General features: G+C 61.4%; 24 protein-coding genes and 1 tRNA gene. 15 read left to right on the top strand and 10 right to left on the bottom strand.

From position 1 onward, the window contains the following. Positions 1-3: 3 nt before the first annotated feature. The 5 genes from traF to trmL all read left to right on the top strand — a co-directional run bounded on the left by traF (position 4) and on the right by trmL (position 4,979). Entirely contained in the window at positions 4-1,263 is a 1,260-nt protein-coding gene (gene traF, locus ACFC20_RS11920) for a conjugal transfer protein TraF (RefSeq protein WP_375193194.1), read from the top strand. 82 nt (positions 1,264-1,345) lie between these two features. Continuing rightward, positions 1,346-2,467 (top strand): multifunctional CCA tRNA nucleotidyl transferase/2'3'-cyclic phosphodiesterase/2'nucleotidase/phosphatase, encoded by a 1,122-nt coding sequence (locus ACFC20_RS11915; RefSeq protein WP_375193193.1) that lies wholly within the window; start codon positions 1,346-1,348, stop codon positions 2,465-2,467. A 9-nt stretch (positions 2,468-2,476) separates the two neighbouring features. Next, entirely contained in the window at positions 2,477-3,223 is a 747-nt protein-coding gene (locus ACFC20_RS11910) for a pteridine reductase (RefSeq protein ID WP_375193192.1), read from the top strand. 107 nt (positions 3,224-3,330) lie between these two features. After that, on the top strand, positions 3,331-4,509 hold the full coding sequence (locus ACFC20_RS11905) for an acetyl-CoA C-acetyltransferase (RefSeq protein WP_375193191.1): 1,179 nt from the start codon (positions 3,331-3,333) through the stop codon (positions 4,507-4,509). Positions 4,510-4,514: 5 nt separating this feature from the next. Then, entirely contained in the window at positions 4,515-4,979 is a 465-nt protein-coding gene (trmL, locus tag ACFC20_RS11900) for a tRNA (uridine(34)/cytosine(34)/5-carboxymethylaminomethyluridine(34)-2'-O)-methyltransferase TrmL (protein ID WP_375193190.1), read from the top strand. A 66-nt stretch (positions 4,980-5,045) separates the two neighbouring features. Here trmL and secB read toward each other — a convergent pair whose 3' ends face one another. Beyond that, positions 5,046-5,549: a protein-export chaperone SecB gene (gene secB, locus ACFC20_RS11895; protein WP_375193189.1), complete on the bottom strand. Its 504-nt coding sequence runs from the start codon at positions 5,547-5,549 to the stop codon at positions 5,046-5,048. Between the two features lie 146 nt (positions 5,550-5,695). Further along, the gene (locus ACFC20_RS11890; RefSeq protein ID WP_091987752.1) at positions 5,696-6,112 is read right to left on the bottom strand and encodes a rhodanese-like domain-containing protein; all 417 of its coding nucleotides are present in this window, start codon (positions 6,110-6,112) and stop codon (positions 5,696-5,698) included. Between the two features lie 148 nt (positions 6,113-6,260). On the opposite strand from ACFC20_RS11890, the gene gpmM reads away from it, so the two are divergent. The 4 genes from gpmM (at position 6,261) to ACFC20_RS11870 (ending at position 11,283) form a co-directional block, all read left to right on the top strand. Beyond that, on the top strand, positions 6,261-7,808 hold the full coding sequence (gene gpmM, locus ACFC20_RS11885) for a 2,3-bisphosphoglycerate-independent phosphoglycerate mutase (RefSeq protein WP_375193188.1): 1,548 nt from the start codon (positions 6,261-6,263) through the stop codon (positions 7,806-7,808). Between the two features lie 20 nt (positions 7,809-7,828). Further along, on the top strand, positions 7,829-8,962 hold the full coding sequence (locus ACFC20_RS11880; protein ID WP_375193187.1) for a murein hydrolase activator EnvC family protein: 1,134 nt from the start codon (positions 7,829-7,831) through the stop codon (positions 8,960-8,962). A gap of 96 nt (positions 8,963-9,058) precedes the next feature. Further along, complete coding sequence (locus tag ACFC20_RS11875; RefSeq protein WP_375193186.1) at positions 9,059-10,471, top strand: S41 family peptidase; 1,413 nt, start codon at positions 9,059-9,061, stop codon at positions 10,469-10,471. A 32-nt stretch (positions 10,472-10,503) separates the two neighbouring features. Further along, the gene (locus ACFC20_RS11870; protein ID WP_375193215.1) at positions 10,504-11,283 is read left to right on the top strand and encodes a divergent polysaccharide deacetylase family protein; all 780 of its coding nucleotides are present in this window, start codon (positions 10,504-10,506) and stop codon (positions 11,281-11,283) included. A 2-nt stretch (positions 11,284-11,285) separates the two neighbouring features. On the opposite strand, the gene hisF is transcribed toward ACFC20_RS11870, so the two are convergent. The 5 genes from hisF to ACFC20_RS11845 form a co-directional block, all read right to left on the bottom strand. Next, positions 11,286-12,059 carry an imidazole glycerol phosphate synthase subunit HisF gene (gene hisF / locus ACFC20_RS11865; RefSeq protein WP_091987764.1) on the bottom strand — a complete coding sequence of 258 codons (774 nt, stop codon included), beginning with the start codon at positions 12,057-12,059 and terminating at the stop codon, positions 11,286-11,288. A 7-nt stretch (positions 12,060-12,066) separates the two neighbouring features. Then, the gene (hisA, locus tag ACFC20_RS11860) at positions 12,067-12,804 is read right to left on the bottom strand and encodes a 1-(5-phosphoribosyl)-5-[(5-phosphoribosylamino)methylideneamino]imidazole-4-carboxamide isomerase (protein WP_375193185.1); all 738 of its coding nucleotides are present in this window, start codon (positions 12,802-12,804) and stop codon (positions 12,067-12,069) included. Continuing rightward, positions 12,798-13,439 carry an imidazole glycerol phosphate synthase subunit HisH gene (gene hisH, locus ACFC20_RS11855; protein WP_375193184.1) on the bottom strand — a complete coding sequence of 214 codons (642 nt, stop codon included), beginning with the start codon at positions 13,437-13,439 and terminating at the stop codon, positions 12,798-12,800. The genes hisA and hisH overlap by 7 nt, the downstream gene beginning before the upstream one ends. 71 nt (positions 13,440-13,510) lie before the next feature. After that, positions 13,511-14,104 (bottom strand): imidazoleglycerol-phosphate dehydratase HisB, encoded by a 594-nt coding sequence (hisB, locus tag ACFC20_RS11850; protein WP_375193183.1) that lies wholly within the window; start codon positions 14,102-14,104, stop codon positions 13,511-13,513. A 125-nt stretch (positions 14,105-14,229) separates the two neighbouring features. Then, positions 14,230-14,691, bottom strand: coding sequence for an SRPBCC family protein (locus ACFC20_RS11845; protein ID WP_375193182.1), 462 nt, complete (start codon positions 14,689-14,691; stop codon positions 14,230-14,232). A 205-nt stretch (positions 14,692-14,896) separates the two neighbouring features. On the opposite strand from ACFC20_RS11845, the gene ACFC20_RS11840 reads away from it, so the two are divergent. The 4 genes from ACFC20_RS11840 to ACFC20_RS11825 all read left to right on the top strand — a co-directional run bounded on the left by ACFC20_RS11840 (position 14,897) and on the right by ACFC20_RS11825 (position 18,690). Beyond that, entirely contained in the window at positions 14,897-17,080 is a 2,184-nt protein-coding gene (locus ACFC20_RS11840; RefSeq protein WP_375193181.1) for an AsmA family protein, read from the top strand. Then, positions 17,080-18,147: an A/G-specific adenine glycosylase gene (gene mutY, locus ACFC20_RS11835; protein WP_375193180.1), complete on the top strand. Its 1,068-nt coding sequence runs from the start codon at positions 17,080-17,082 to the stop codon at positions 18,145-18,147. The genes ACFC20_RS11840 and mutY overlap by 1 nt, the downstream gene beginning before the upstream one ends. Before the next feature lie 73 nt (positions 18,148-18,220). Then, positions 18,221-18,493: an oxidative damage protection protein gene (locus ACFC20_RS11830; protein WP_375193179.1), complete on the top strand. Its 273-nt coding sequence runs from the start codon at positions 18,221-18,223 to the stop codon at positions 18,491-18,493. Positions 18,494-18,614: 121 nt separating this feature from the next. After that, positions 18,615-18,690: transfer RNA gene (locus ACFC20_RS11825), tRNA-Phe, on the top strand. A 64-nt stretch (positions 18,691-18,754) separates the two neighbouring features. Here the strand turns inward: ACFC20_RS11825 and ACFC20_RS11820 are convergent. Then, on the bottom strand, positions 18,755-18,943 hold the full coding sequence (locus ACFC20_RS11820) for a hypothetical protein (protein WP_375193178.1): 189 nt from the start codon (positions 18,941-18,943) through the stop codon (positions 18,755-18,757). Between the two features lie 259 nt (positions 18,944-19,202). On the opposite strand from ACFC20_RS11820, the gene ACFC20_RS11815 reads away from it, so the two are divergent. Continuing rightward, positions 19,203-20,165: a calcium/sodium antiporter gene (locus tag ACFC20_RS11815; protein ID WP_375193177.1), complete on the top strand. Its 963-nt coding sequence runs from the start codon at positions 19,203-19,205 to the stop codon at positions 20,163-20,165. 3 nt (positions 20,166-20,168) lie between these two features. Continuing rightward, positions 20,169-20,789, top strand: a complete 621-nt coding sequence (gene rhtB, locus ACFC20_RS11810) for a homoserine/homoserine lactone efflux protein (protein ID WP_375183441.1) — start codon at positions 20,169-20,171, stop codon at positions 20,787-20,789. Between the two features lie 21 nt (positions 20,790-20,810). Here the strand turns inward: rhtB and ACFC20_RS11805 are convergent, their stop codons facing one another. Continuing rightward, positions 20,811-21,224, bottom strand: a complete 414-nt coding sequence (locus tag ACFC20_RS11805; protein WP_375183442.1) for a DUF4124 domain-containing protein — start codon at positions 21,222-21,224, stop codon at positions 20,811-20,813. Between the two features lie 143 nt (positions 21,225-21,367). Further along, the gene (glcF, locus tag ACFC20_RS11800; RefSeq protein ID WP_375183443.1) at positions 21,368-22,576 is read right to left on the bottom strand and encodes a glycolate oxidase subunit GlcF; all 1,209 of its coding nucleotides are present in this window, start codon (positions 22,574-22,576) and stop codon (positions 21,368-21,370) included.

Below are 22,576 nucleotides of genomic sequence, written 5' to 3'. Positions count from 1 at the left end.
ACTATGACCGAATACCGTATGACCCGACTTGCCCTGGCCGTCGGGCTGTCACTGGCCACCACCGCCACCCTCGCCAGCCCGCAATCATTCAAGTCTGCCCGCTCCTTCGCCATGGCGGGAACCGGCGTGGCCGTCGCGACCCCCGCCGATGCCCTGGTGGCCAACCCGGCCATGCTGGCCGCTGACCATCACAGCTGGAACGACGACTTCGGTCTGCAGCTGATTTCAGTGAACGCTCGGCTGGCCGACGAAGAAGACACCATCGACCAGGTCGACCGCATCCAGGACACCATCGAAAATCTGGAACAGGCAGTGGACAACCTGAACCAGACCGAAGCCCAGAACCAGGCCGGTATCCTGCGGGACCAGCTCCAGGCCTTTGATCGCGACACCATGCGCGCTGACATCGGCCTGGGCCTGGGATTGGCGGTACCTTCCCAGGGATTGTCTGTGGGTGTCTTTACCAATGGCAACCTGACCGCCACGGTGCGAGGCGAGTATGCCGCCAGCGATGACGCGCTGCTGGCCGGTCTGGAAAACGGCTCTGTGCCGGCAACCTCTGGCGTCACCGACGGCCTGGAATCCCGGGGCAAGATCCTCGCCTCCGCCGTTGCCGAGCTGGGGGTGACCTTCGCCCGCGCCATCGAACTGAGCAACGGCCAACGGCTGCAGTTGGGGCTGTCTCCCAAGTACGTGAATCTGCAGACCTTCCAGTACACCGAGACCGTCTCCGGCTTTGAAGACGACGACTTCGACAGCGAGCAATACCAGACTGACAAGAGCGGCTTCAACCTCGACCTCGGTGCCGCCTACGCCTTCGGCTCAGAGCAGCAGTGGAACGCCGGCGCATCCGTGCGGAACCTGATTCCCATGGAACTCGATTCCGCCGCCAGCCGTCCGCTGCTGGGCGAGGAAGTTCGCACCCTGGAACTCGACCCCATGGTAACCGTGGGCCTGGCGCACCGGGGCGATTATCACGTGATCACCGCCGAGCTGGACCTGACCAAGAAGAAAGCCTTCGGCTACGAGGACGATACCCAGTGGCTGGCGGTGGGCGCCGAGTTTGATGCCTTCCGTTATGCCCAGCTTCGCATCGGTGCCCGGCAGAACCTGGCGAGCAACGACGACAACGACGGCATTGAAGAGAAGACCCAGTTCACCGCTGGCCTGGGGCTGAACATCCTGGGTGCCCGCGTCGATCTGGCGGGTCTGGTCAGCGATGCCGATGTGGGCGCGGCCATCGAAGTGGGTGCGGCCTTCTGACCGGCCTCCGCCTCTGATTTGCGAACGGCACCCGCTCACCGGATAATCCGGCACACATTCCCTGAAAAGAATCAGACATGTGATGCAAGCCTATCTGGTGGGTGGTGCTGTTCGCGACGAACTGCTCGGTCTCGAGGTTAAAGACCGGGACTGGGTGGTGGTAGGCGCCACCCCGGAAGACATGCTGGCCAAGGGGTTCAAGCAGGTGGGCGCGGACTTTCCGGTGTTCCTGCACCCGGCAACCCGGGAGGAATACGCCCTGGCCAGGACCGAGCGCAAGCAGGGCCGCGGTTACCACGGTTTTACCGTATACAGCGCGCCGGATGTCACCCTCGAGCAGGACCTCCAGCGCCGCGATCTCACCATCAACGCCATGGCGAAAACCGAGGATGGCGAGCTGGTGGATCCCTTCCAGGGCCAGGCCGATATCCGCAATCGCACCCTTCGCCACGTATCGGAAGCCTTTGCCGAAGACCCCTTGCGAATTCTTCGCACCGCCCGATTCGCTGCGCGTTTCCAGCCCCTGGGGTTTACCGTCTGCCACCAGACCCAGGCACTCATGCAACACATGGTACGCGACGGCGAAGTAGAACACCTGGTGCCAGAACGAGTCTGGCAGGAACTGCAGCGAGCCCTCCACGAACGGTCACCGGAGACGTTTTTCTCCGTGTTGCGGAGCTGCGGGGCGCTGACGGTACTGATTCCGGAACTCGACCCTCAGGCATCGTTCGATGCAGCGATGGCGGCTCTTGGCTGTATTCAGACCATGCCCGACACCGCCACCGAAGAGCGTTTCGCTGCAATGCTGTCGCCCCTTTCCGAAGCGCAGGCACTCGACAGGGCCCGCGCCCTCAAGGCCCCCAGGGACAGCCAGAATCTGGCGCGTCTGGGCACCGCACTGAAAACGGAACTTACCGCACTTGACCCATCGGCCCCGGACAGCGCTGTTCTGCTGGATCTTCTGGACAGAGCCGACCTGTGGCGCCGATCCGAACGCTTCGAACAGCTGCTGCGGGTGCTCGACTGCGCGCTGCCCGACGCAGCCCGGGCTGTTGATCTGCTGCGCCGGGCGTCCCGGGCCGCCAGCGGGGTTGATCCGGCCGAGCTGCTGGCCCAAGGTTACAAGGGCAAAGCCCTGGGCGAGGCCATCCGGCAGGAGCGCCAGCGGCGAATCGACCTGGCGATTGCCACCCACCAACCATAGGGAGTTCCGATGTCTGACAACACCCCCGTAGCCCTGGTAACCGGCTCGGCCCATCGTCTTGGAGCCCACACCGCCCGAACCCTCCACCGCCGGGGCTGGAACCTTGTGATTCATTACCGGGGCCGGGAAGACGAGGCCGAGGCTCTGGTGTACGACCTGAACCGGCAGCGGACGGATTCCGCCTGCGCGCTGCAGGCCGACCTCGCCCGGGATGAAGACATCAACCGGCTGGCCGGCGACACCATTGCCCGCTGGGGACGGCTGGACGCACTGGTCAACAACGCCTCCGTGTTCTATCCCACGCCCACCGCCCGGGCCACCGGAGACGACTGGGACACCATCATGAACGCCAATCTGCGGGCGCCTTTCTTTCTGTTGCAGGCCTGCCTTCCCGCACTGAAGGCATCCCGGGGCTCAGTGGTGAACATGATCGACATCTACAGCGAAAAGCCCATCGCCGACCACCCACTTTACTGCGCCAGTAAGGCCGGCCTTGCCGCCCTGACCCGCTCCTGGGCGAAAGACCTCGCGCCCGAGGTGCGGGTGAACGGCGTGTCGCCAGGCGCCATTCTCTGGCCGGAAGGCGAGGCTGCCATGGACGAATCGGCGCAGCAGGCCATTCTGGACAAGACCCCGCTGGCACGTACCGGTGACCCGGACGACATCGCCGGCACCATTGCCTTCCTGATCTGCGACGCCCCCTTCATTACCGGGCAGATACTGGCCGTGGACGGCGGTCGAAGCCTGAACATGTAGCCTGCCGGCTTTGGCCAAGGGCGGCTTTCCGGATACAATGCCGGCAGCTTTCAATCCTGCGTGTCCCGGGCTGCGCCCCGGGCGTCCCTACGATCCGGAGAATCCCCATGAGAGATGTCGTTATTGTTGCCGCCCGTCGTACCGCCATCGGAACCTTTGGCGGAGGTCTCTCCAGCCTGCGTGCCGACCAGCTCGGCACCGCCGTCATCAAGGCGATCCTGGAGCAAACCGGCGTGCCAGGAGACCAGGTGAACGAAGTGGTACTGGGCCAGGTACTGACCGCCGGCTGCGGCCAGAACCCGGCTCGCCAGTCGGCCATCAACGCCGGCATCCCGGCTTCCGTGCCCGCCATGACCATCAACAAGGTCTGTGGCTCGGGCCTGAAGGCGGTGCACATGGCGGTGCAGGCCATTCGCTGTGGCGACGCCGAGCTGATGATTGCCGGTGGCCAGGAGAGCATGAGCCAGGCCCCTCACGTTCTGCCCAACAGCCGTAATGGCCAGCGCATGGGCGACTGGAACCTGGTCGATACCATGATCAAGGACGGCCTCTGGGACGCCTTCAACGACTACCACATGGGCATCACTGCCGAGAACATCGTCGAGAAATACGGCATCAGCCGGCAGGAGCAGGACGAATTCGCTGCCGCTTCCCAGCAGAAAGCCGCCGCGGCCCGTGCCGCTGGTTATTTCGATGACCAGATCGTGCCGGTCACCATTCCCCAGCGCAAAGGCGACCCCATCGTGGTCGACCGCGACGAAGGCCCCCGTGACGGCGTTACCGCCGAAGGCCTGGCCAACCTGCGTGCCGCCTTCAAGAAGGACGGCACGGTAACCGCAGGCAACGCCTCCTCGCTGAACGACGGCGCAGCTGCCGTTATGGTGTGCAGCGCCGAGAAAGCCAGGGAGCTGGGGCTGACGCCGCTGGCCACCATCAAGGCCCACGCCAACGCCGGCGTAGACCCCACCATCATGGGCACCGGCCCGATTCCCGCCAGCCAGCGCTGCCTGCAGCGGGCCGGCTGGAGCGTCGACGAGCTCGACCTGGTAGAGGCCAATGAGGCCTTCGCCGCTCAGGCCATTTCGGTGAACCGGGACATGGGCTGGGACACCAGCAAGGTAAACGTGAACGGCGGCGCCATTGCCCTGGGCCACCCCATCGGCGCCTCTGGCTGCCGGATTCTCGTCTCCCTGCTGCATGAGATGGTTCGCCGCGATGCCCACAAGGGCCTGGCGACCCTGTGCATCGGCGGTGGCATGGGCGTGGCCCTGGCGGTTGAGCGCTGAGCTGCATGCTCCACGTGGTGCTGTACGAGCCGGAGATACCGCCGAATACCGGTAACATCATCCGGCTGTGCGCCAACACCGGCTGCCAGCTGCATCTGATCGAACCGCTGGGTTTTAACCTGGAGGACAAGCAGATGCGGCGGGCCGGCCTCGATTACAGCGAATACGCCTCGGTCAAAGTCCACAGGAACTATCACGAGTTCCTGGCCAGCGAGCAGCCTGAACGCCTGTTCGGGCTGACCACCAAAGGCCACACCCATTACCATCAGGTGAGTTTTCAGGACGGCGACTACCTGATGTTCGGTCCGGAAACCCGGGGCCTGCCCGTGGAGATCCGGGAATCCCTGCCGCCAGAGCGGCGACTGCGGGTACCCATGCGCCCGGAGAGCCGGAGCCTCAACCTCTCCAATACCGCCGCGCTGGTGGTTTACGAGGCCTGGCGGCAACTGGGCTTCCAGGGTGCGGTCTAGACCAGAAACCGTGCAGGCACAAAAAAACCGGCCAGGGCCGGTTTTTTCTTTTCCAGAGAGCGGCGATCAGTGCGCCTGCTGCTCTTCCTTCGCCTCGCCAGCGGCCTCTTCCTGCTTGCGCTTGAGGGCCTGGGCGTAGATGGCATCGAAGTTCACCGGCGCCAGCATCAGGGCCGGGAAGCTGCCCTTGTTGACCACGCCATCAATGGCTTCTCGGGCATAGGGGAACAGAATGGTCGGGCAGTAGGCGCCAAGCATCTGGCCCAGCTGCTGACCTTCAATACCCTGCACCAGGAACACGCCGCCCTGCTGAATCTCAACGATGTAGGCGACTTTCTCTCCCACCTTCGCGGTGACGGTCAGGGAAAGTACAACCTCGTACTGGTTGTCACTGACCTTGTTGTGGGAGGTGTTCAGGTCCAGGTTCACCTGCGGCTTCCACTGCTCCTGAAAAACCAGCGGAGAGTTGGGTGATTCGAAAGACAGGTCCTTCACATAGATGCGCTGAAGGGCAAACTGCGGTTGGTTCTGGTTGTCACCGCCTGCGGCGGCTTGCTGGTTCTCAGCCATGTTCAATCCTTTCGTTCTCAATCGTGGGGCACGGAGCCCCTTTATTGTGGGGTGTTATCTGGTCTGCTGCCGAAGCATTCTACGTCGGCGCCCGGCCGGCTAATGTGAAACAGTGCGGCAGATTGGGTTTCAGATCAAGGCCGGCTCTATTTCTTCACCAGCGGCAGATTGCTGGCTTTCCAGTCAGCGATACCCCCATTGAGCCGCGACACGTTGCTGAAGCCCTCGGCATTCAGCTGTTTTACCGCCATGGCTGAATGCTGGCCCATCTTGTCGGCCACAATGATCTGCTTGTCCTTGAATTTACTCAGCTCGTTGACCCGGCTTTTCAGGCTGTTCAGCGGAATGTTGATGGAACCGGTAATACGGCCCTCACCAAACTCCTTGCGGTCCCGGATGTCCACCACCACGGCTTCGTCTTTATTGATGAGGTTGACCGCGCCCTGGGCCGAGATCTTGGCACCACCGCGACGGGACTCCAGAATAAGGATCGCCACCAGAAATGCCACAAACAGCGACACCAGAATGTAGTGGTTAACGACAAATTCAAACAACCGGTCCATGCACTTACCCTGATAGTGAGTTTGGCCGGATTATACACAGCCTGGTTGCCGGACAGAAGGTGACGAAACTGGTCAGTAAATGCGAAAATAGATAAACTGCCTTTTCGTTTTAGTAAATTTACTAACATTTTTACTTTCGGACTGAATGATGACTGCAATGCGCAAGCCGACCGCACTGATTATTCTGGACGGCTGGGGCCACCGCGACCCGGCCGAGGACAACGCCATCAGCAACGCCAATACCCCTTTCTGGGACAAGCTCTGGCAGGATCAGCCCAAGACCCTGATCAACACCTCGGGCATGTTTGTGGGCCTGCCACAGGGGCAGATGGGCAACTCCGAAGTCGGCCACATGAACCTCGGCGCTGGCCGCGTGGTGTACCAGAGCCTGACCCGCATCGACAAAGACCTTGAAGACGGCACCTTCCAGGAAAACCCGGTGCTGTGTGCCGCCATCGACAAGGCCGTACAGAGCGGCCGCGCGGTACACCTGATGGGCCTTATGTCCCCCGGTGGCGTACACAGCCACGAAGATCACATTCTGGCCGCCGCCGAACTGGCTGCCGCCCGCGGAGCGAAGGAAGTTTACGTACATGCGTTTCTCGACGGCCGCGACATGCCGCCCCGCAGCGCCAAGGCCTCGCTGGAAAAAGCCGCTGCCAAACTGAAAAGCCTCGGGGTTGGCCGGGTAGCCTCCCTGGTTGGCCGCTACTACGCCATGGACCGCGACAACCGCTGGGATCGCATCGAGGCCGCCTACAACCTGATGACCCAGGGCACCGCCGAATTTGTTGCCAAGGACCCGGTCTCCGGCCTGGAGCAGGCCTACGAGCGCGGTGAGAACGACGAGTTCGTATCCCCCACCCGGATCCAGGCGCCCGGCGAGTCCGAAGGCACCATCAATGACGGCGACAGCGTTCTGTTCATGAACTTCCGGGCCGACCGCGCCCGGGAAATGACCCGCACCTTCGTGGAGAAGGATTTCGATGGCTTCCAGCGCCAGAAATATCCGGAACTGGCGGATTTTGTGATGCTGACCGAGTACGCGGCCGACATCAAAACCTCCTGCGCCTACCCGCCGGAACAGCTGACCAACGGGCTCGGCGAGTACATGGCCAAGCAGGGCAAGACCCAGCTGCGCATTGCCGAAACCGAGAAGTACGCGCACGTGACCTTCTTCTTTAACGGCGGCCTGGAAACGCCGTTCGACGGCGAGGATCGCATCCTGGTGCCCTCCCCCAAGGTCGCCACCTACGACCTTCAGCCGGAGATGAGCGCCCCCGAGGTCACCGACAAGCTGGTTGAAGCCATCAAGAGCGGCAAGTACGATCTGGTGGTCTGCAACTACGCCAACGGCGACATGGTCGGCCACACCGGCAAACTGGACGCCGCCATCAAGGCTGCAGAATGCCTCGACGAGTGCGTAAAGCGCGTTGTCGAAGCCCTCGACGAGGTGGGCGGCGAAGCCCTGATCACCGCCGATCACGGCAACTGCGAGCAGATGACCGACCCCAACTCCGGGCAGGTCCACACCGCGCACACCATCGGCCCGGTACCGCTGGTCTACACCGGCCATCGCCGGGTGAACCTCCGGGACGACGGCAGCCTGAGCGATGTCGCGCCCACTCTCCTCGCCCTGATGGGACTGGAACAACCGAAGGAAATGACCGGGCACAGCCTGGTTGAGCTCGGTTGATCAGACAGCGGATATTCGCCGTGCGATCAGCCGCACTGCTGGCGCTCGCCCTTGGCCTGGGCGCAGCGCCGGCTCTCGCCCAGCAGGACGTTACACCAGCCCAGATCGAGGAACTCAAGGAACAGATTGAGGATATCGATGAGTGGCTGGCCGACGCCGAAGAAGACCGCTCTGCCCTGGAGCGGCAACTGGCCGAAACTGAAAAAACCATCAGCCGCCTGACCCGCGAACGCCGGTCCCTGCGCGATCAGGCCGAACAACAGAAGCAGCGGCTGGACCAACTTGAGGACGAGGAAAGGGAGTTGTCCCGCACCCTCGACCGCCAGCGGGAAAGCCTCAAGAGCCAGATTCGCGCCGCCTGGATGGAAGGGGATGCGCCGGCGGTCAAGGTGCTGCTCAATGAGATTGATCCGGACCGGATTGCCCGCACCCTCACCTACTACGAGTACCTGAGCAAACACACAGTCACACGCCTTGAAGCCTTCCGCGCAAGCCTGGAAGAGCTCCGGACCACTCAGGCCGCGGTTGAAGCCACCCGGGTTGAGCTGGCCAACACCGAAAAAGGTCTGGCCCAGCGTCAGCAGGCGTTGGCGCAGTCGCGACAGGAACGGCAACAGACCCTCGCCTCCCTAAATGCCGACATTCAGAACCGCCGCAGCGAACGCCAGGAGCTGGAAGCAGACCGCAAGCGCCTTGAAAAACTGCTGGAAGAAGTCCAGCAGGCCATCAATAACATTCCGTCCCCGAACGAATCCAAGCCCTTTGCCTCACTTCGCAACCGGCTGCCCTGGCCGGTAGAGGGCCAGGTCCTGAGTGGCTTTGGCGATCGCTACGCCGACGGCAAGCTGCGCCGCACCGGCCTGCTGATCCGAACCGGGGAAGAAGCGGAAATCCGCGCCATACACCACGGCCGTGTGGTTTTCGCCAACTGGCTGCGGGGCTTTGGCCTGATCACCATCATTGATCACGGCGATGGCTACATGACACTCTATGGCCACAGCAGCAGCCTCTTCACCAGCCCCGGCGACTGGGTTACAGCCGGGGAGTCCATCGCCATAGCAGGACAGACCGGCGGCACCGATACGCCAGCCCTGTATTTTGAAGTTCGACACAACGGCAAGCCTGACAATCCCCGCCGCTGGCTGGCAAACTGACGTCTCCGCCAAGGGCTGACAAACGGCCCGGGTGGCGCCATACTGTCCGGAGCCGGGGAACGGGTCCAACTATCGGAATCAAAACAGGATATGGGAATGAAACGGGTCAGAAGTACACTCCATGCCACGCCTTTACGCACACTTGTGATCGCTACCTGTTTTGCCACCGCCTCCGGGCTTGCCCTGGCGCAGGACCCGGCATCGGAAACCGAACAGCTACTGGAAGGCATCCAGAACGGTGAGCGCGTCCAGATCAGCCTGCCCGACCCGGAAAAACAGCTTCCCCTGGAGGATCTGCGCAAGTTCACCGAGGTGTTCAGCCGCATCAAGGACGCCTACGTTGAGGAGGTGAGCGACCGGAAGCTGCTGGAAAGCGCCATCAAGGGCATGCTCTCGGACCTGGACCCGCATTCCACCTACCTGGCGCCCAAGGACTACGAAGAGCTGGAGGAAAGCACCTCAGGCGAATTCGGGGGCCTGGGCATCGAAGTGGGTATGGAAAATGGCTTTGTGAAAGTCATTGCCCCGATTGACGACACCCCCGCCCAGAAAGCCGGGGTACAGGCCGGCGACCTGATCATCAAGCTGGACGAAAAGCCGGTGAAAGGGATGAGCCTGGAGGAAGCCGTCAAACTGATGCGCGGCAAACCGGGCACCATCGTCACCCTGACCATCATGCGTGAGGGAGAGAGCGCGCCGATCGAGATTGACGTTGAGCGCGATGTGATCAAGGTAACCAGCGTGAAATCCCGCATGCTGGAAAACGGCTATGGCTATGTCCGGATCACCCAGTTCCAGGCCGACACCGGCAGCCAGTTCAAGGACGCTCTGGTAGGCCTTGAGGAAGAATTGGGCCGGGACCTGGATGGCCTGATCATCGACCTGCGAAATAATCCGGGCGGCGTGCTCCAGGCAGCGGTGGAATCGGCCGACGCGCTGCTGGATGAAGGCCTGATTGTTTACACCGAGGGCCGTATCCAGAGCTCGCGCCTGCGTTTCAGTGCCCGGGAAGGGGACGTGATGGAAGGCACCCCGATTGTGGTTCTGATCAACGGCGGCTCGGCGTCCGCTTCCGAAATTCTGGCAGGCGCGCTGCAGGACCACGAAAGAGCCGTGGTGATGGGCACCCAGTCGTTCGGCAAGGGCAGCGTTCAAACCGTGATTCCGCTGGATGAAACCCATGCCATCAAGATGACCACCGCCCGGTACTACACCCCGGACGGCCGCTCCATCCAGGCTACCGGCATCAAGCCCGACATCGTTGTGCGCCCGGCTGAGCTGAAGGAGCTGGACAGCAAACCCTTCTTTACCGAGGCAGACCTGAGCGGGCACCTGGAAGGACAGAACGAGAAGGAACAGGAGCAGGAGAAAGCCGACCGTCCTGAAGAGGCTGATTCGGTATCGCTGGCAGAGCGCGACTACCAGCTTCGCTCGGCCCTGAACCTGCTCAAAGGGATCCATATCCTGAACCCGAAGACCAGGGGCATGACGAAAGGAAACAGTCAGTGAAAGCAGCTGTCACACTGCTGGTGCTGGTTCTCATGACCAGCGCCGGCGTGGCTTCCGCGGAACCCGGTAACCGGACGCTGCCACCCACCATCGCGATCATCATCGACGACATGGGCCACGACCTGGCCGAGGGTGAGCGTCTGGCCATGATGGACCAGCCCCTGACCCTGGCGTTCCTGCCCTACCGCCGCCACACCGACACCCTGGCCCGACTCGCCCATCGCCAGAACAAGGAAATCATGCTCCACGCGCCCATGGCCAACACCCGCAATTTCGGGCTCGGCCCCGGCGGCCTGACGCCGGACATGGACGAACAAAGCATGGCAACAACCCTTCGCCGCGCCCTGCAGTCCATTCCCCATGTTCGCGGGGTCAACAACCACATGGGCAGCCTGCTCACCCAGCAGCTGCAGCCCATGGACTGGATCATGAAGGAGCTGTTCCGTTACCCGGTGTACTTCGTCGACAGCCGCACCATCGCTTCCACGGTTGCTGGCGATGTGGCCGAAGCCTACCGGATTCCGACCCTGGCACGGGATGTCTTCCTCGATCACGAGCAGACTGAAGAGTTCATTGATCGCCAGTTCAAGCTGCTGATCAAGCGCGCCCGCGAGAACGGAAGCGCCATTGGTATTGGCCATCCTCACAAGGTCACCGTGGATTATCTGGAAAAGCACCTGCCAGAACTGGACCGCCAGGGCATCGCCATTGCTACGGTCAGCGGGCTGTGGGCCATGCGCAATGGCAATCGCGAGATGTTTGCAGAAGGCGAAAAGCAGGCCATCCGACCTGCCCTTGCGCAGAAGAAGTAGGATCAGTCCCGGACTTCGATGCCCTGGGCCTTCATGAAGGCCTTGGCTTCCGGGATGGTGTGCTGGCCGAAATGGAAAATGGAGGCCGCCAGCACCGCGTCGGCCCCACCCTGGGTAACACCGTCAGCCAGGTGTTGCAGTTCGCCCACGCCCCCCGAAGCAATCACCGGCACGATCACCGCGTCACTCACGGCCCTGGTCAGGCCAAGATCAAACCCGATCTTGGTGCCGTCCCGGTCCATGCTGGTAAGCAGCAACTCGCCGGCGCCCATGTCCACCATCTTGCGGGCCCACTCGACTGCATCCAGGCCGGTTGGCTTGCGGCCACCGTGAGTGAAGATCTCCCAGCGGGGCGCTTCATCCTCGGCACTGACCCGCTTGGCATCAATGGCCACCACAATGCACTGGCTCCCGAAACGCTCGGCCGCTTCCCGCACGAACTCCGGGTTGAACACGGCAGCGGTGTTGATGGAGACCTTGTCGGCACCGGCATTCAGCAGTTTGCGAATGTCGTCCACGGTGCGCACGCCGCCACCCACGGTCAACGGGATAAACACTTCCGCCGCCATCCGTTCGACGGTCTCGTAGGTGGTGTCGCGACTTTCGTGGCTGGCGGTGATATCCAGGAAGGTGATTTCATCGGCGCCCTGCTCGTTGTAGCGACGGGCCACTTCCACCGGATCGCCGGCATCGCGGATATCCACGAAATTCACGCCTTTGACCACTCGTCCCTTGTCGACATCAAGGCAGGGAATGATGCGTTTCGCCAATGCCATGGTTTGCTTACCCCTTCAGGCTGTCACAGAAGGCCTGGGCTTCGGCCACATCGAGGGTGCCCTCGTAGATGGCCCGACCGGTGATGGCGCCGAGAATGCCTTTGTCGGCGACGGTGGCCAGGCGCTTGAGGTCGTCCATGTTGGTCACCCCACCGGAGGCAATCACCGGGATACCGCCTTCTTCGGCCAGTGCCGCTGTGGCTTCCACGTTCACGCCCTGCATCATGCCGTCACGGCTGATGTCGGTGTAGACGATGGACTCAACGCCGTCATTGGCAAAGCGTTTGGCCAGATCGGTGGCCATCACTTCGGAGACTTCGGCCCAGCCGTCGGTGGCAACGCGTCCGTCTTTGGCGTCGAGACCAACAATGATGTGGCCCGGGAATTTCCTGCACATTTCCGTCACGAACTCGGGCTCCTTCACGGCTTTGGTGCCGATGATGACCCACTGTACGCCAGCCTTGAGGTAGGCTTCGATGGTTTCCGCCGAGCGGATACCGCCGCCAATCTGGATGGGCAGGTCCGGGTATTTGCGGGCGATGGCCTGGACAATCTCGCCGTTTACCGGCTCACCGGCGAAGGCGCCGTTCAGATCAACCAGGTGCAAACGACGGGCGCCGGCTTCCACCCACCGGGTGGCCATGTCGACCGGGTCGTCGCCAAATACCGTGGAGTCGTCCATACGGCCCTGACGCAAGCGAACGCATTTGCCGTCTTTGAGGTCGATCGCGGGAATTATCAGCATTTTCCAGTCCAGTCTGTGAAATTTTTCAGAAGCTGCAAACCCGCCCGGGCACTTTTCTCCGGGTGGAATTGCACGGCAAAGATATTGTCCCTGGCAACCGCGGCAGCCAGGTCCACGCCGTAATGGGTTCGGCCTGCCATGTCGGCATTGCCCTCGGCCTCGGCGTAATAGCTGTGCACGAAGTAGAAGCGGTCGCCATCCGGGATGTTGTGCCAAAGGGGGTGATCAACCGACGGGTACACCTGGTTCCAGCCCATGTGCGGCACTTTCAGTCGTTCGCCGTTCTCGGTCAGGTGGTCGCCGAAGTAGCGTACTTGCGAGGGAAACAGGCCGATGCAGTCAACGCCCCGGTTTTCCTCGCTGCGGGACATCAGGGCCTGCATGCCAACGCAGATGCCCAGGAACGGACGATCCTGCGAGACTTCGCGAACCAGCTCGACAACACCCAGGCGCTGCATTTCGGCCATGCAATCGCGGATGGCGCCCACGCCCGGGAGGATAACGCGGTCAGCTTCGCGGATTTTCCGGGCGTTGTCGGTGACCAGTACGGTGGTATCCGGAGCAACGTGCTCCACCGCCTTTTTGGCAGAGTGAAGGTTGCCCATGCCGTAGTCGATGATGGCAACGGTTTTCATGGTTGTTGCGGTGTCCTTGATTGACCGGCCAGGAATGGCCGGCAACAGCGAGTCTTTCCGGAACGATCGGGTTACAGTGAACCCTTGGTGGACGGGGTGATGCCCGCCATGCGCTCGTCCATTTCAATGGCCATGCGCAATGCACGGCCGAAGGCCTTGAATACGGTCTCGATCTGGTGATGGGTGTTCTTGCCCTTCAGGTTATCGATGTGCAGGGTCACCATGGAGTGGTTCACAAAGCCGTGGAAGAACTCCTCGAACAGATCCACATCGAAGCCGCCAACGGCTCCACGGGTGTAGGGTACATCCATCATCAGGCCAGGACGGCCGGAGAGGTCGATCACCACGCGGGAAAGGGCTTCGTCCAGCGGCACGTAGGCGTGACCGTAGCGGCGGATGCCCTTCTTGTCGCCAACGGCCTGTTTGAAGGCCTGACCGAGGGTAATGCCGATGTCTTCCACGGTGTGGTGGTCGTCAATATGCAGGTCACCGTTGGCAACAATGTTCAGATCCACCAGCCCGTGGCGGGCGATCTGGTCCATCATGTGCTCCAGGAACGGCACGCCGGTGTCGAAACTGGACTTGCCGGTACCGTCGAGATCAATCTCTACGGTGATCTGGGTTTCAAGGGTATTTCGTTCTACCCGAGCCTTGCGTTCGGCCATGGGGACTCCGTAACGATCCATAAAAAAGGGCGTCAGTGCGCCGGAAGTATTATACCGGGCGATTATACCTTTTCTGTTGGCCGGAGTCCCGCAAACGGTTCAATTGAGCCGATAGTCGCGCTCGCTTAAAACGCCTTCTTGAGATTGTTCATGTAGGTGTCCACGAGGCTGTTGAACTCGTGCTTGATCACCGGACTGATCGCCAGCTTGAGCAGGCTCGGCAGAGGGACGGTTAGCTCGGCACTGGTCTGGAATTTTACCGCGGTGGCCTTGTCGCCCTTGGCCTTCAGGGTCCAGGAGCCGCGCACCACGCCGTTGCCCTCGCCTTTTACCGGCTCCCAGGTGATCTTGCCGGCGTTTTTGTCTGCGTGGTACTTGCAGGCGTACACAGACTGGATTGCGTGCTTGTCCACGCCCACCTTCTCCATTTCCCAGCGATACGCATTGTCGCCCAGATCAGTGAGCTTATGAACTTTCGGAAAATGGCTGGCAGAGCGTGGCACATCCGCCAGCAGCTCGAAAACCTCATCGTAGCTTCCCGGTATTTCGAGTTCCCGGTTCAGCTCAATCGAAACGGTAATTGCCACGGTCTACTCCTTTTTATGTTTGTTGGTGCTCTTACTGCTACAACTGTAGCCAGAAATTAAGGACGTGTATTTTGGCCCAACACTACCGCATTGTCATACTCCTGCGCTGTTAATTTGTTAACCCTGCGTTATCCTTTGGGTTATTACCAACAGAGTTCTCCCGGAATCTCTACACGCTCCCAACATGAGGAAGGAAGCCCGAATCATGAAAGCCGTCCGTTATGTGCTGATCGCCATCGTTGCGCTGATCGTTCTTGCCGTGGCTGCGGTTGCCATTGCCATGGCCGTTATCAACCCGAACGACTACAAGCCACAGATTGAGAAGGCCGTCGAAGATGCGACCAATCTGGATCTTGTTCTGGAAGGCGATATTGGCTGGTCTTTCATTCCCCTTGGCCTGGAGCTTAACGCAGTTGAGGCCAATCTGGATGGCGAGCGTTTCGTGGCCCTGGAGCAACTGGTTGCCCAGGTAGACTTCTGGTCACTCATTGCCATGTCGCCGCGGGTAAACACCTTCGTGCTCAACGGCCTCGACGCGCGACTGGTTGTTAATGAGCAGGGCGAGGGTAACTGGACCCGCATCATGCCGGAGAAAACTGAGGGCGCGGCCTCCGAACAGACCGCAGGCGCACAGGATGAGCAGGCCCAGGACGTCCAACAGGCCGGCGGTGAGCCCCTTAATTTCAACGTCGAAAATGTCCAGATCGGCAATGCACAGGTGCGTTACACCGACCAGAGCACCGGCCAGTCCGTCACTCTCGAAAACTTCACCGTAAACGCCAGCAGCATTACCCTCGGCTCCGAATTTCCCCTGGAGATCGGTTTTCGGGTTGCCACCGCGAAACCGGCCCTTGAGGTGGACGGCAGCATCAGTGCCCGCCTGGCGGCCAACGAGGCGCTGAACCAGTTCGCGGTCTCGGGCCTGAAGGCGGTGTTCGACATGACCGGCGAGCCGTTTGGCGGCAAAAGCGTTACCGCAGAGCTCGGCGGCTCCGCCAGCGCGAACCTGGAAAACGAAACCGCCAGCCTGAGCGGCTTCTCCGCCTCCCTGGCCAACCTCAGCCTGAACACCGATCTCGAAGTTAAAGGGTTTGGAGACTCGCCCGCCCTGAACGGCAAGGTTTCAATCGCCGAGTTCTCCCTGAAGAAGCTGCTGGACAATCTTGGCCAGCCGGCGGTGGAGACCCGCGATCCCGACGTACTCAAGGCCATCGCCTTTTCAACAGGCATCGGCGGCCCCGCCGGCAAGGTGGAACTGAGCGACCTGAACATCCGCCTGGATGAAACTACCTTCAAGGGCTCCGGCAGCTACAGCCTCGCCAACAGCGGTATCGTGTTCAATCTCCAGGGCGACAAACTCAACGCCGACCGCTACCTGCCCCCGGAGGCAGAGGCAGAAGCCGCCAGCGGTGGCAACGAAACCGCGTCCTCCGGTACCTCGCAGGCTACCGGCAGCAGCCCCGAGAGCGACCTGCTGCCCCTTGAGACCCTGCGCAGCCTGTTGCTGGATGTTGATTTCGGTCTTGGCCAGTTGATCGTCAGCAACCTGACCATCAATGAGATCAAGGCCAGCACAACCGCCAAAGATGGACTGCTGAAGATGGATGAATTCAGCGGGAAACTTTACGAAGGCAGCTTCGGCGCAAATGTTACCCTGGACGCCCGCAGCGACAATCCGAAGTGGGCAGTGAACTCGGACGTGAGCAACGTGCAGACCCTGCCCCTGCTCACCGATCTGGCCGAACTTGAGATGCTCAGCGGTGGCGCCAACCTGAAAGTGAATGCCACCACCACGGGCAACCGGATCTCGGCCCTGCGCAGCAACGCCGACGGTCAGATCACGTTCAACCTGGCCAAGGGTGAATTCCGTCAGATGAACCTGACCCGTATGGCCTGCCAGGGCATCGCCCTGGCCAATCAGGACCAGTTGACCACGTCCGACTGGGGCACCACCACGCCGTTCAACGACATGAGCGGCACCCTGGAGATCAACGGCAACACCCTCAATAACACCAACCTGGTTGCCGCCCTCGCTGGCATGCGCCTGGAGGGTAACGGCACCGTGGACATGGCCCAGTCCATGCTCGATTACGAGCTGGGGCTGCGCGTGGTTGGTGAAATCCACCGGGACAACGCCTGCCGGGTAACAGAGTATGTGAAGAACGCGGTGATCCCCGTTGAATGCCGCGGCAACTTCTCCGAAAACCCGGGCGGACTCTGCTCGTTTGATGGCTCCCGCTTCCGGGACACCCTGAAAACCATTGCCGAAAACGCCGCCAAAGCCAAGGTCAAGGAAGAGGTCGACAAGGCCAAGGCCAAGGCAGAAGAGAAGGTGCAGGAAAAGATTCAGGAGAAGGTGGGCGACAAGCTCAAGGGGCTGTTCAACTGATGGCGGACAGCTTTGCCGACCGGCTGTTGCACTGGTACGACCGTCACGGCAGGCACGACCTGCCGTGGCACCATAACAGGAACGCCTATCGGGTCTGGGTGTCGGAGATCATGCTCCAGCAGACCCAGGTAACCACGGTCATTCCCTATTTCGAAGCCTTCATGGCGCGCTTTCCAGATGTTGAGGCGCTCGCCACCGCGCCGGTGGATGACGTACTCAGCCACTGGTCCGGCCTTGGCTATTACGCCCGGGCCCGCAACCTCCAAAAAGCCGCGCAAACGGTGGTTGAGGCGTTTGGTGGCGAGTTTCCACAAAGCCAGGAACTGCTGGAGTCCCTCACCGGCATCGGCCGCTCCACCGCCGCAGCCATTCTGGCCCAGGCCCACGGCATTCGCGCGGCCATCCTGGACGGTAACGTGAAACGGGTGCTGGCGCGCTACCACGCCATCCCCGGGTGGCCGGGCCAGACTCGGGTGCTGCACCAGCTATGGGAGCGCGCAGAAGAACACACCCCCGAACAGAGGGTGCGCGACTACACCCAGGCCATTATGGATCTGGGCGCCATGGTCTGCACCCGCAACCGACCGGCCTGCGACGGCTGCCCTCTTCAGCAAGACTGCACCGCTTACGCGGCCGGTGAAACCGCGCTCTATCCGGGCTCCAAACCGAAAAAAACGAAGCCCGAAAAAAATACCTGGATGGTTATCCTCGAGGACCACGATGGCAGAATCCTGCTTGAGCGGCGACCGCCCAGCGGCATCTGGGGTGGCCTCTGGAGCCTTCCGGAGCTGGACCCGGCCTTCGGAGCGGATGAACTGCAGGAAGCCTGCGAACGGCATCTGGGGCTGGATTGCAGCGAGCCAGAGCTTATCAGCGGTTTCCGGCACACCTTCTCCCACTACCATCTGCACATTCAACCCGCCCGGCTGACGGTTGCTGGAGGCAAGAACGCGTTGGCCGACCGGGATAACCTGAAATGGCTGCACCGGCATGAAGCCCTCGGCCTGGGACTGCCGGCGCCCATCCGCACGCTACTGACCGAGCCCGAGCAGGTGGCCCTGCTCTGAGCCGAGGCCGCCCACCTACCAGCTCTCCGATCTGTTATCATCTGCGCCAAAACATTTGCCTACAGGAGCCACCATGAGCCGCACCGTGTTCTGCCGCAAATACCAGAAAGAAATGGAAGGCCTGGACTTCCCGCCCATGCCCGGCGCCAAGGGCCAGGACATCTTCGAGAATGTGTCCAAACAGGCCTGGGAGGAATGGCAGGCCCAGCAGACCATGCTGATCAACGAGAAACACCTGAGCCTGATGGACCCGAACACCCGCAAATACCTGCAGGCCCAGATGGAACATTTCTTCAACAACGAGCCCTTCGACAAGGCCGAAGGCTATGTTCCCCCGGAGCAGTGAAACCGCGCTGGTCAAAGCCTGAGCAACCCTGAAAAGATTGCGAAATTTTTCCGGCGCAGCCTTGACTCAATACATCGAAACCGGTTTAATAGCGCCCCGTTGCACAGCAGACGCGCAACATGCCCGGATAGCTCAGTTGGTAGAGCAGGGGATTGAAAATCCCCGTGTCGGTGGTTCGATTCCGCCTCCGGGCACCATCAAGATTCCAGACAAAGCCCGCCTTGTGCGGGCTTTGTTGTTTCTGGAGCACGCTCACTGGCGTCAAGCTGGCAAGCTCTGCGCCAGCCTGTTCCTCGGATCCAGGCGCTCTTCCATCAGCCGGCGCGCACGTAATGCCTGTCTGAGTGCCGAGTAATTCGTGGGGCTCGGATTATCCTCGTACCGCTGTTGGGCCATCCTTGCCTCATCACACTTGTCGAGCCACTTATCAATAATCTCTTCTGTCTTCATCGGACATCTCCCCTGCTTGAATTGACACATTCAGCATAAGTCGCACGGAAACAGACATCTTGATGACTTAAGGCATGAAAAATGGCAGAAAATGTCTGCGCTGATGAACGGAAGAACGCCCGCTTATCCCGGGTTTTGAGAGACAACGCGCACGGTGGCGAGATAAGGCCGGCTGATGAACTTGTACCTATTGTGGCATTCTGTGGCACCGTAGATTCTTTCTTCGCCGAGACGGCAACTGACTTGAGGAGTATCCAACATGCTGATGGCCATCGGGGCGATCATTGCGGGTCTGGTTCTACTGGTGTGGAGCGCGGACAAGTTTGTGGAAGGGTCGGCGACAACGGCCAATCATTTTGGCATGCCACCCCTGCTGATTGGCATGGTGGTGGTCGGTTTTGGCACCTCAGCGCCGGAAATGGCGGTGTCGGCGCTGGCCGCGACCCAGGGTAACCCCGGCCTGGCCCTGGGTAACGCCTACGGCTCGAACATTACCAACATCGCCCTGATCCTCGGCATTACTGCCCTGATGGCCCCGGTGGCGGTGCATTCGCAGGTCATGCGCAAGGAGCTCCCCATCCTCCTGCTGGTGACGGCCTTTGCCGGCTGGCAGCTGTGGGATGGTGCCCTGAGCCGCATGGACGCCATTGGCCTGATGGTGGTTTTCGCCGGCCTGCTTGGCTGGAGTATCTATCAGGGCATGCGCCAGCCCCGGGATGCCCTGGCTGAAGACATGGCCGGTGAAATCCACGCCATGCCCCTGAAAAAAGCCCTGCTGTGGCTCGGGCTCGGCCTGTTACTGCTGATCGTCAGTTCGCGGATACTGGTCTGGGGTGCGGTCGATCTGGCCACGGCGTTCGGCATCAGCGATCTGGTGATCGGGCTGACGATTGTGGCCGTGGGCACGTCGCTGCCGGAGCTGGCGTCATCAATCATTGCCGCCCGTAAAGGCGAACACGATCTGGCGCTGGGCAATATTCTCGGCTCCAACCTGTTCAATACCCTGGCGGTGGTGGGTATTGCCGGAATGATTGCGCCCATGACAGTAGCACCGGAAGTCCTCACCCGGGACCTGCCGGTCATGGCCGCTTTAACCCTGGCGCTGTTTGTACTGGGCTACGGTTTCCGTGGTCCGGGCCGGATCACTCGGTTTGAGGGCGGCGCCCTGCTGCTTGCCTTCGTGGCCTACACGGTGTATCTCTTGGCATTTTCAGGAGCGTAAATCATGTCACTTGCCGCCTGGCTCACGTTTTTGGTTGCTGCCGTGCTGATCAGTGTTTCCCCCGGCGCCGGGGCCATCAATACCATGAGTAACGGCATGCGTTATGGCGTGCGCCGCTCCCTGCCCGCCATCATGGGCCTGCAGCTGGGCTTTGGCCTCCAGATCCTGCTGGTGGGCGCCGGGCTGGGCGCGATCATCGCCTCCTCCAACCTCGCCCTGTCGATCATCAAGTGGCTGGGCGTCGCCTATCTGGTCTGGCTTGGCATCTCCAAGTGGCGGGAACCGGTGATGGAATCCATGGACGACGACCGCCAGCCGGTGAGTGGCCACAAGCGGTTCTGGAACGCGGTATTCGTGAATCTGACCAACCCCAAGGCCACCGTGTTCCTGGTCGCCCTGTTCCCCCAGTTCCTGGTGGCGGGCGCCCCGCACGGGCCACAGCTGCTGACCATGGGCGTTACCCTGATCCTGGTGGACTGCCTGGTAATGTTGGGCTATGCCCTGCTCGCCAGCCAGCTGTTCCGGTTCATGACCACCGCACGACGCCAGCGCCAGATGAACCGGGTCTTTGGTGGCCTGTTCGTGACTGCCGCCGTGGCCCTGGCCAGCTTCAAGCGGGCCTGATCTGGTTTCCTGCCGGCCCCCTCAGCGCAGGATGCATTCCCGGCTGAGTTTCTGGCTCAAGGTGCGACGCTGCTGTCTGAGGGTATTGCCCCGGTCGTTGCTATAGCCGGCCCGAAGCTTTGACTGAATCCTTTCCAGCTTGCGCCGGTAGCCGGCGCAGGTTTTCTCGAGTTTTGCCTCTGCCCGTTCCCGGGCGCCGGTGGCTGGACCATCTGGCCGACCTGAAGCCAGCAGACCATCCACTTCCCTGCGAATATCGGAAATCCGTTCGCCCTGCTCCAGGTTCTCTGCCATGGGTACCGTCGTGGGCGGCTTCACGCGGATCTGTCGGTGGGGAATCTCACCCGGCGGGTAATCGGAAAAATGCGCCACGCCCTGGCTGTCAATCCAGGTGTAAACGTCGGCCGAGGCCACTGGCACCAGTAAAAAAGACAAAACAACACCCGCCATCATCCTTGGCATACGGTTCCACTCCCTGTGGTTGCGTTATCGGGTCGGGCAGTATAACGAAAAAAAGGGTCAGATGATGGACTCATCTGACCCTTTATCAAACCGCTATCAAACCGCGGGTTCGAGCCTTACTGATCCAGCAGCTCGATCCAGTGCTGCACCGGCACCGGAGATTTGGTCTCCAGGTGCATCTGGCAGCCGATATTGGCGGTCACGATGCGGTCCGGATTGTCGACGGTCAGAGCTTTGAGCTTGTTGCTCAGCAGTTTCTGGCTCATCTCCGGCTGGGTGACCGAGTAGGTACCGGCTGAGCCGCAGCAGAGATGCTTGTCCTTTGTGGCCGCCAGGTTCACGCCCGCGCGGGTCAGCACCTGCTCCACAACGCCATTCTGCTTCATGGCGTGTTGCAGCGTGCAGGGACAGTGGAACGCCACCTTGCCCGGATCCTGGCGCACCTTGAGCGACTCCAGGTCCTGCTGGAGCAGGAAGGCGCCCAGATCGATGCACAGCTCGCTGACCTTTTGCGCCTTGGCGGCGTACACCGGGTCATCCTTGAGCAGGTGCCCGTAATCCTGAACCATGGCGCCACAGCCGGATGCCGTCATGATGATGGCCTCGGCGCCGGATTCGATCGCCGGCCACCAGGCATCGATGTTCTGGCGCATCCGCTCCAGACCTTTTTCATGCTCGGAAAGGTGATAATTCACCGCGCCACAACAGCCAGCCTCGGGGGCCTCTACCATGGTAATTCCGAGCCGGTCCAGAACCCGCGCGGCCGCCGCGTTGGTGTTGGGCGTGGCCGAGGGCTGCACACAGCCAGCCAGAGCAAGAACCACCCGGCTGTGACTGGCGGCAGGCCAGGGGCTGGCCTGCTTTCTGGGCGGTACCTTGGTGCGCAGTTTCTCCGGCAGCACCGGGCGGAAGCTCTGGCCGAGGCGCAGCAGAAAGCCGAACAACTGACGGTTGGGCACAACCCGGGCCAGGCCCCAGCGCAGCCACTTGTCCTTCGGCTTGCGCGGCAGTTCTTTCTCGATCAGGCCACGGCTGATATCCACCAGCCGGCCGTACTGCACGCCGGACGGGCAGGTGGTCTCACAGCTGCGGCAGGTAAGACACCGATCGAGATGCTCCCGGGTTTTCTCGGTCACTTCGGCGCCTTCCAGGAACATCTTCATCAGGTAGATCCGGCCCCGGGGGCCGTCCCGCTCGTCGTTCAGTTCCTGATAGGTGGGGCAGGTGGCGGTACAGAAACCGCAGTGCACACAGGCGCGCAGTATCGACTCGGCCTCCTGCCCTTCCTTGGTATTGGCAAATTGTTGAACCAGATTCGTTTGCAT

Origin of the sequence: Marinobacter sp. (genome assembly GCF_041984545.1) — a bacterium.
GTDB lineage: Bacteria > Pseudomonadota > Gammaproteobacteria > Pseudomonadales > Oleiphilaceae > Marinobacter.
This window is presented reverse-complemented; position numbering and strand designations above follow the sequence as displayed.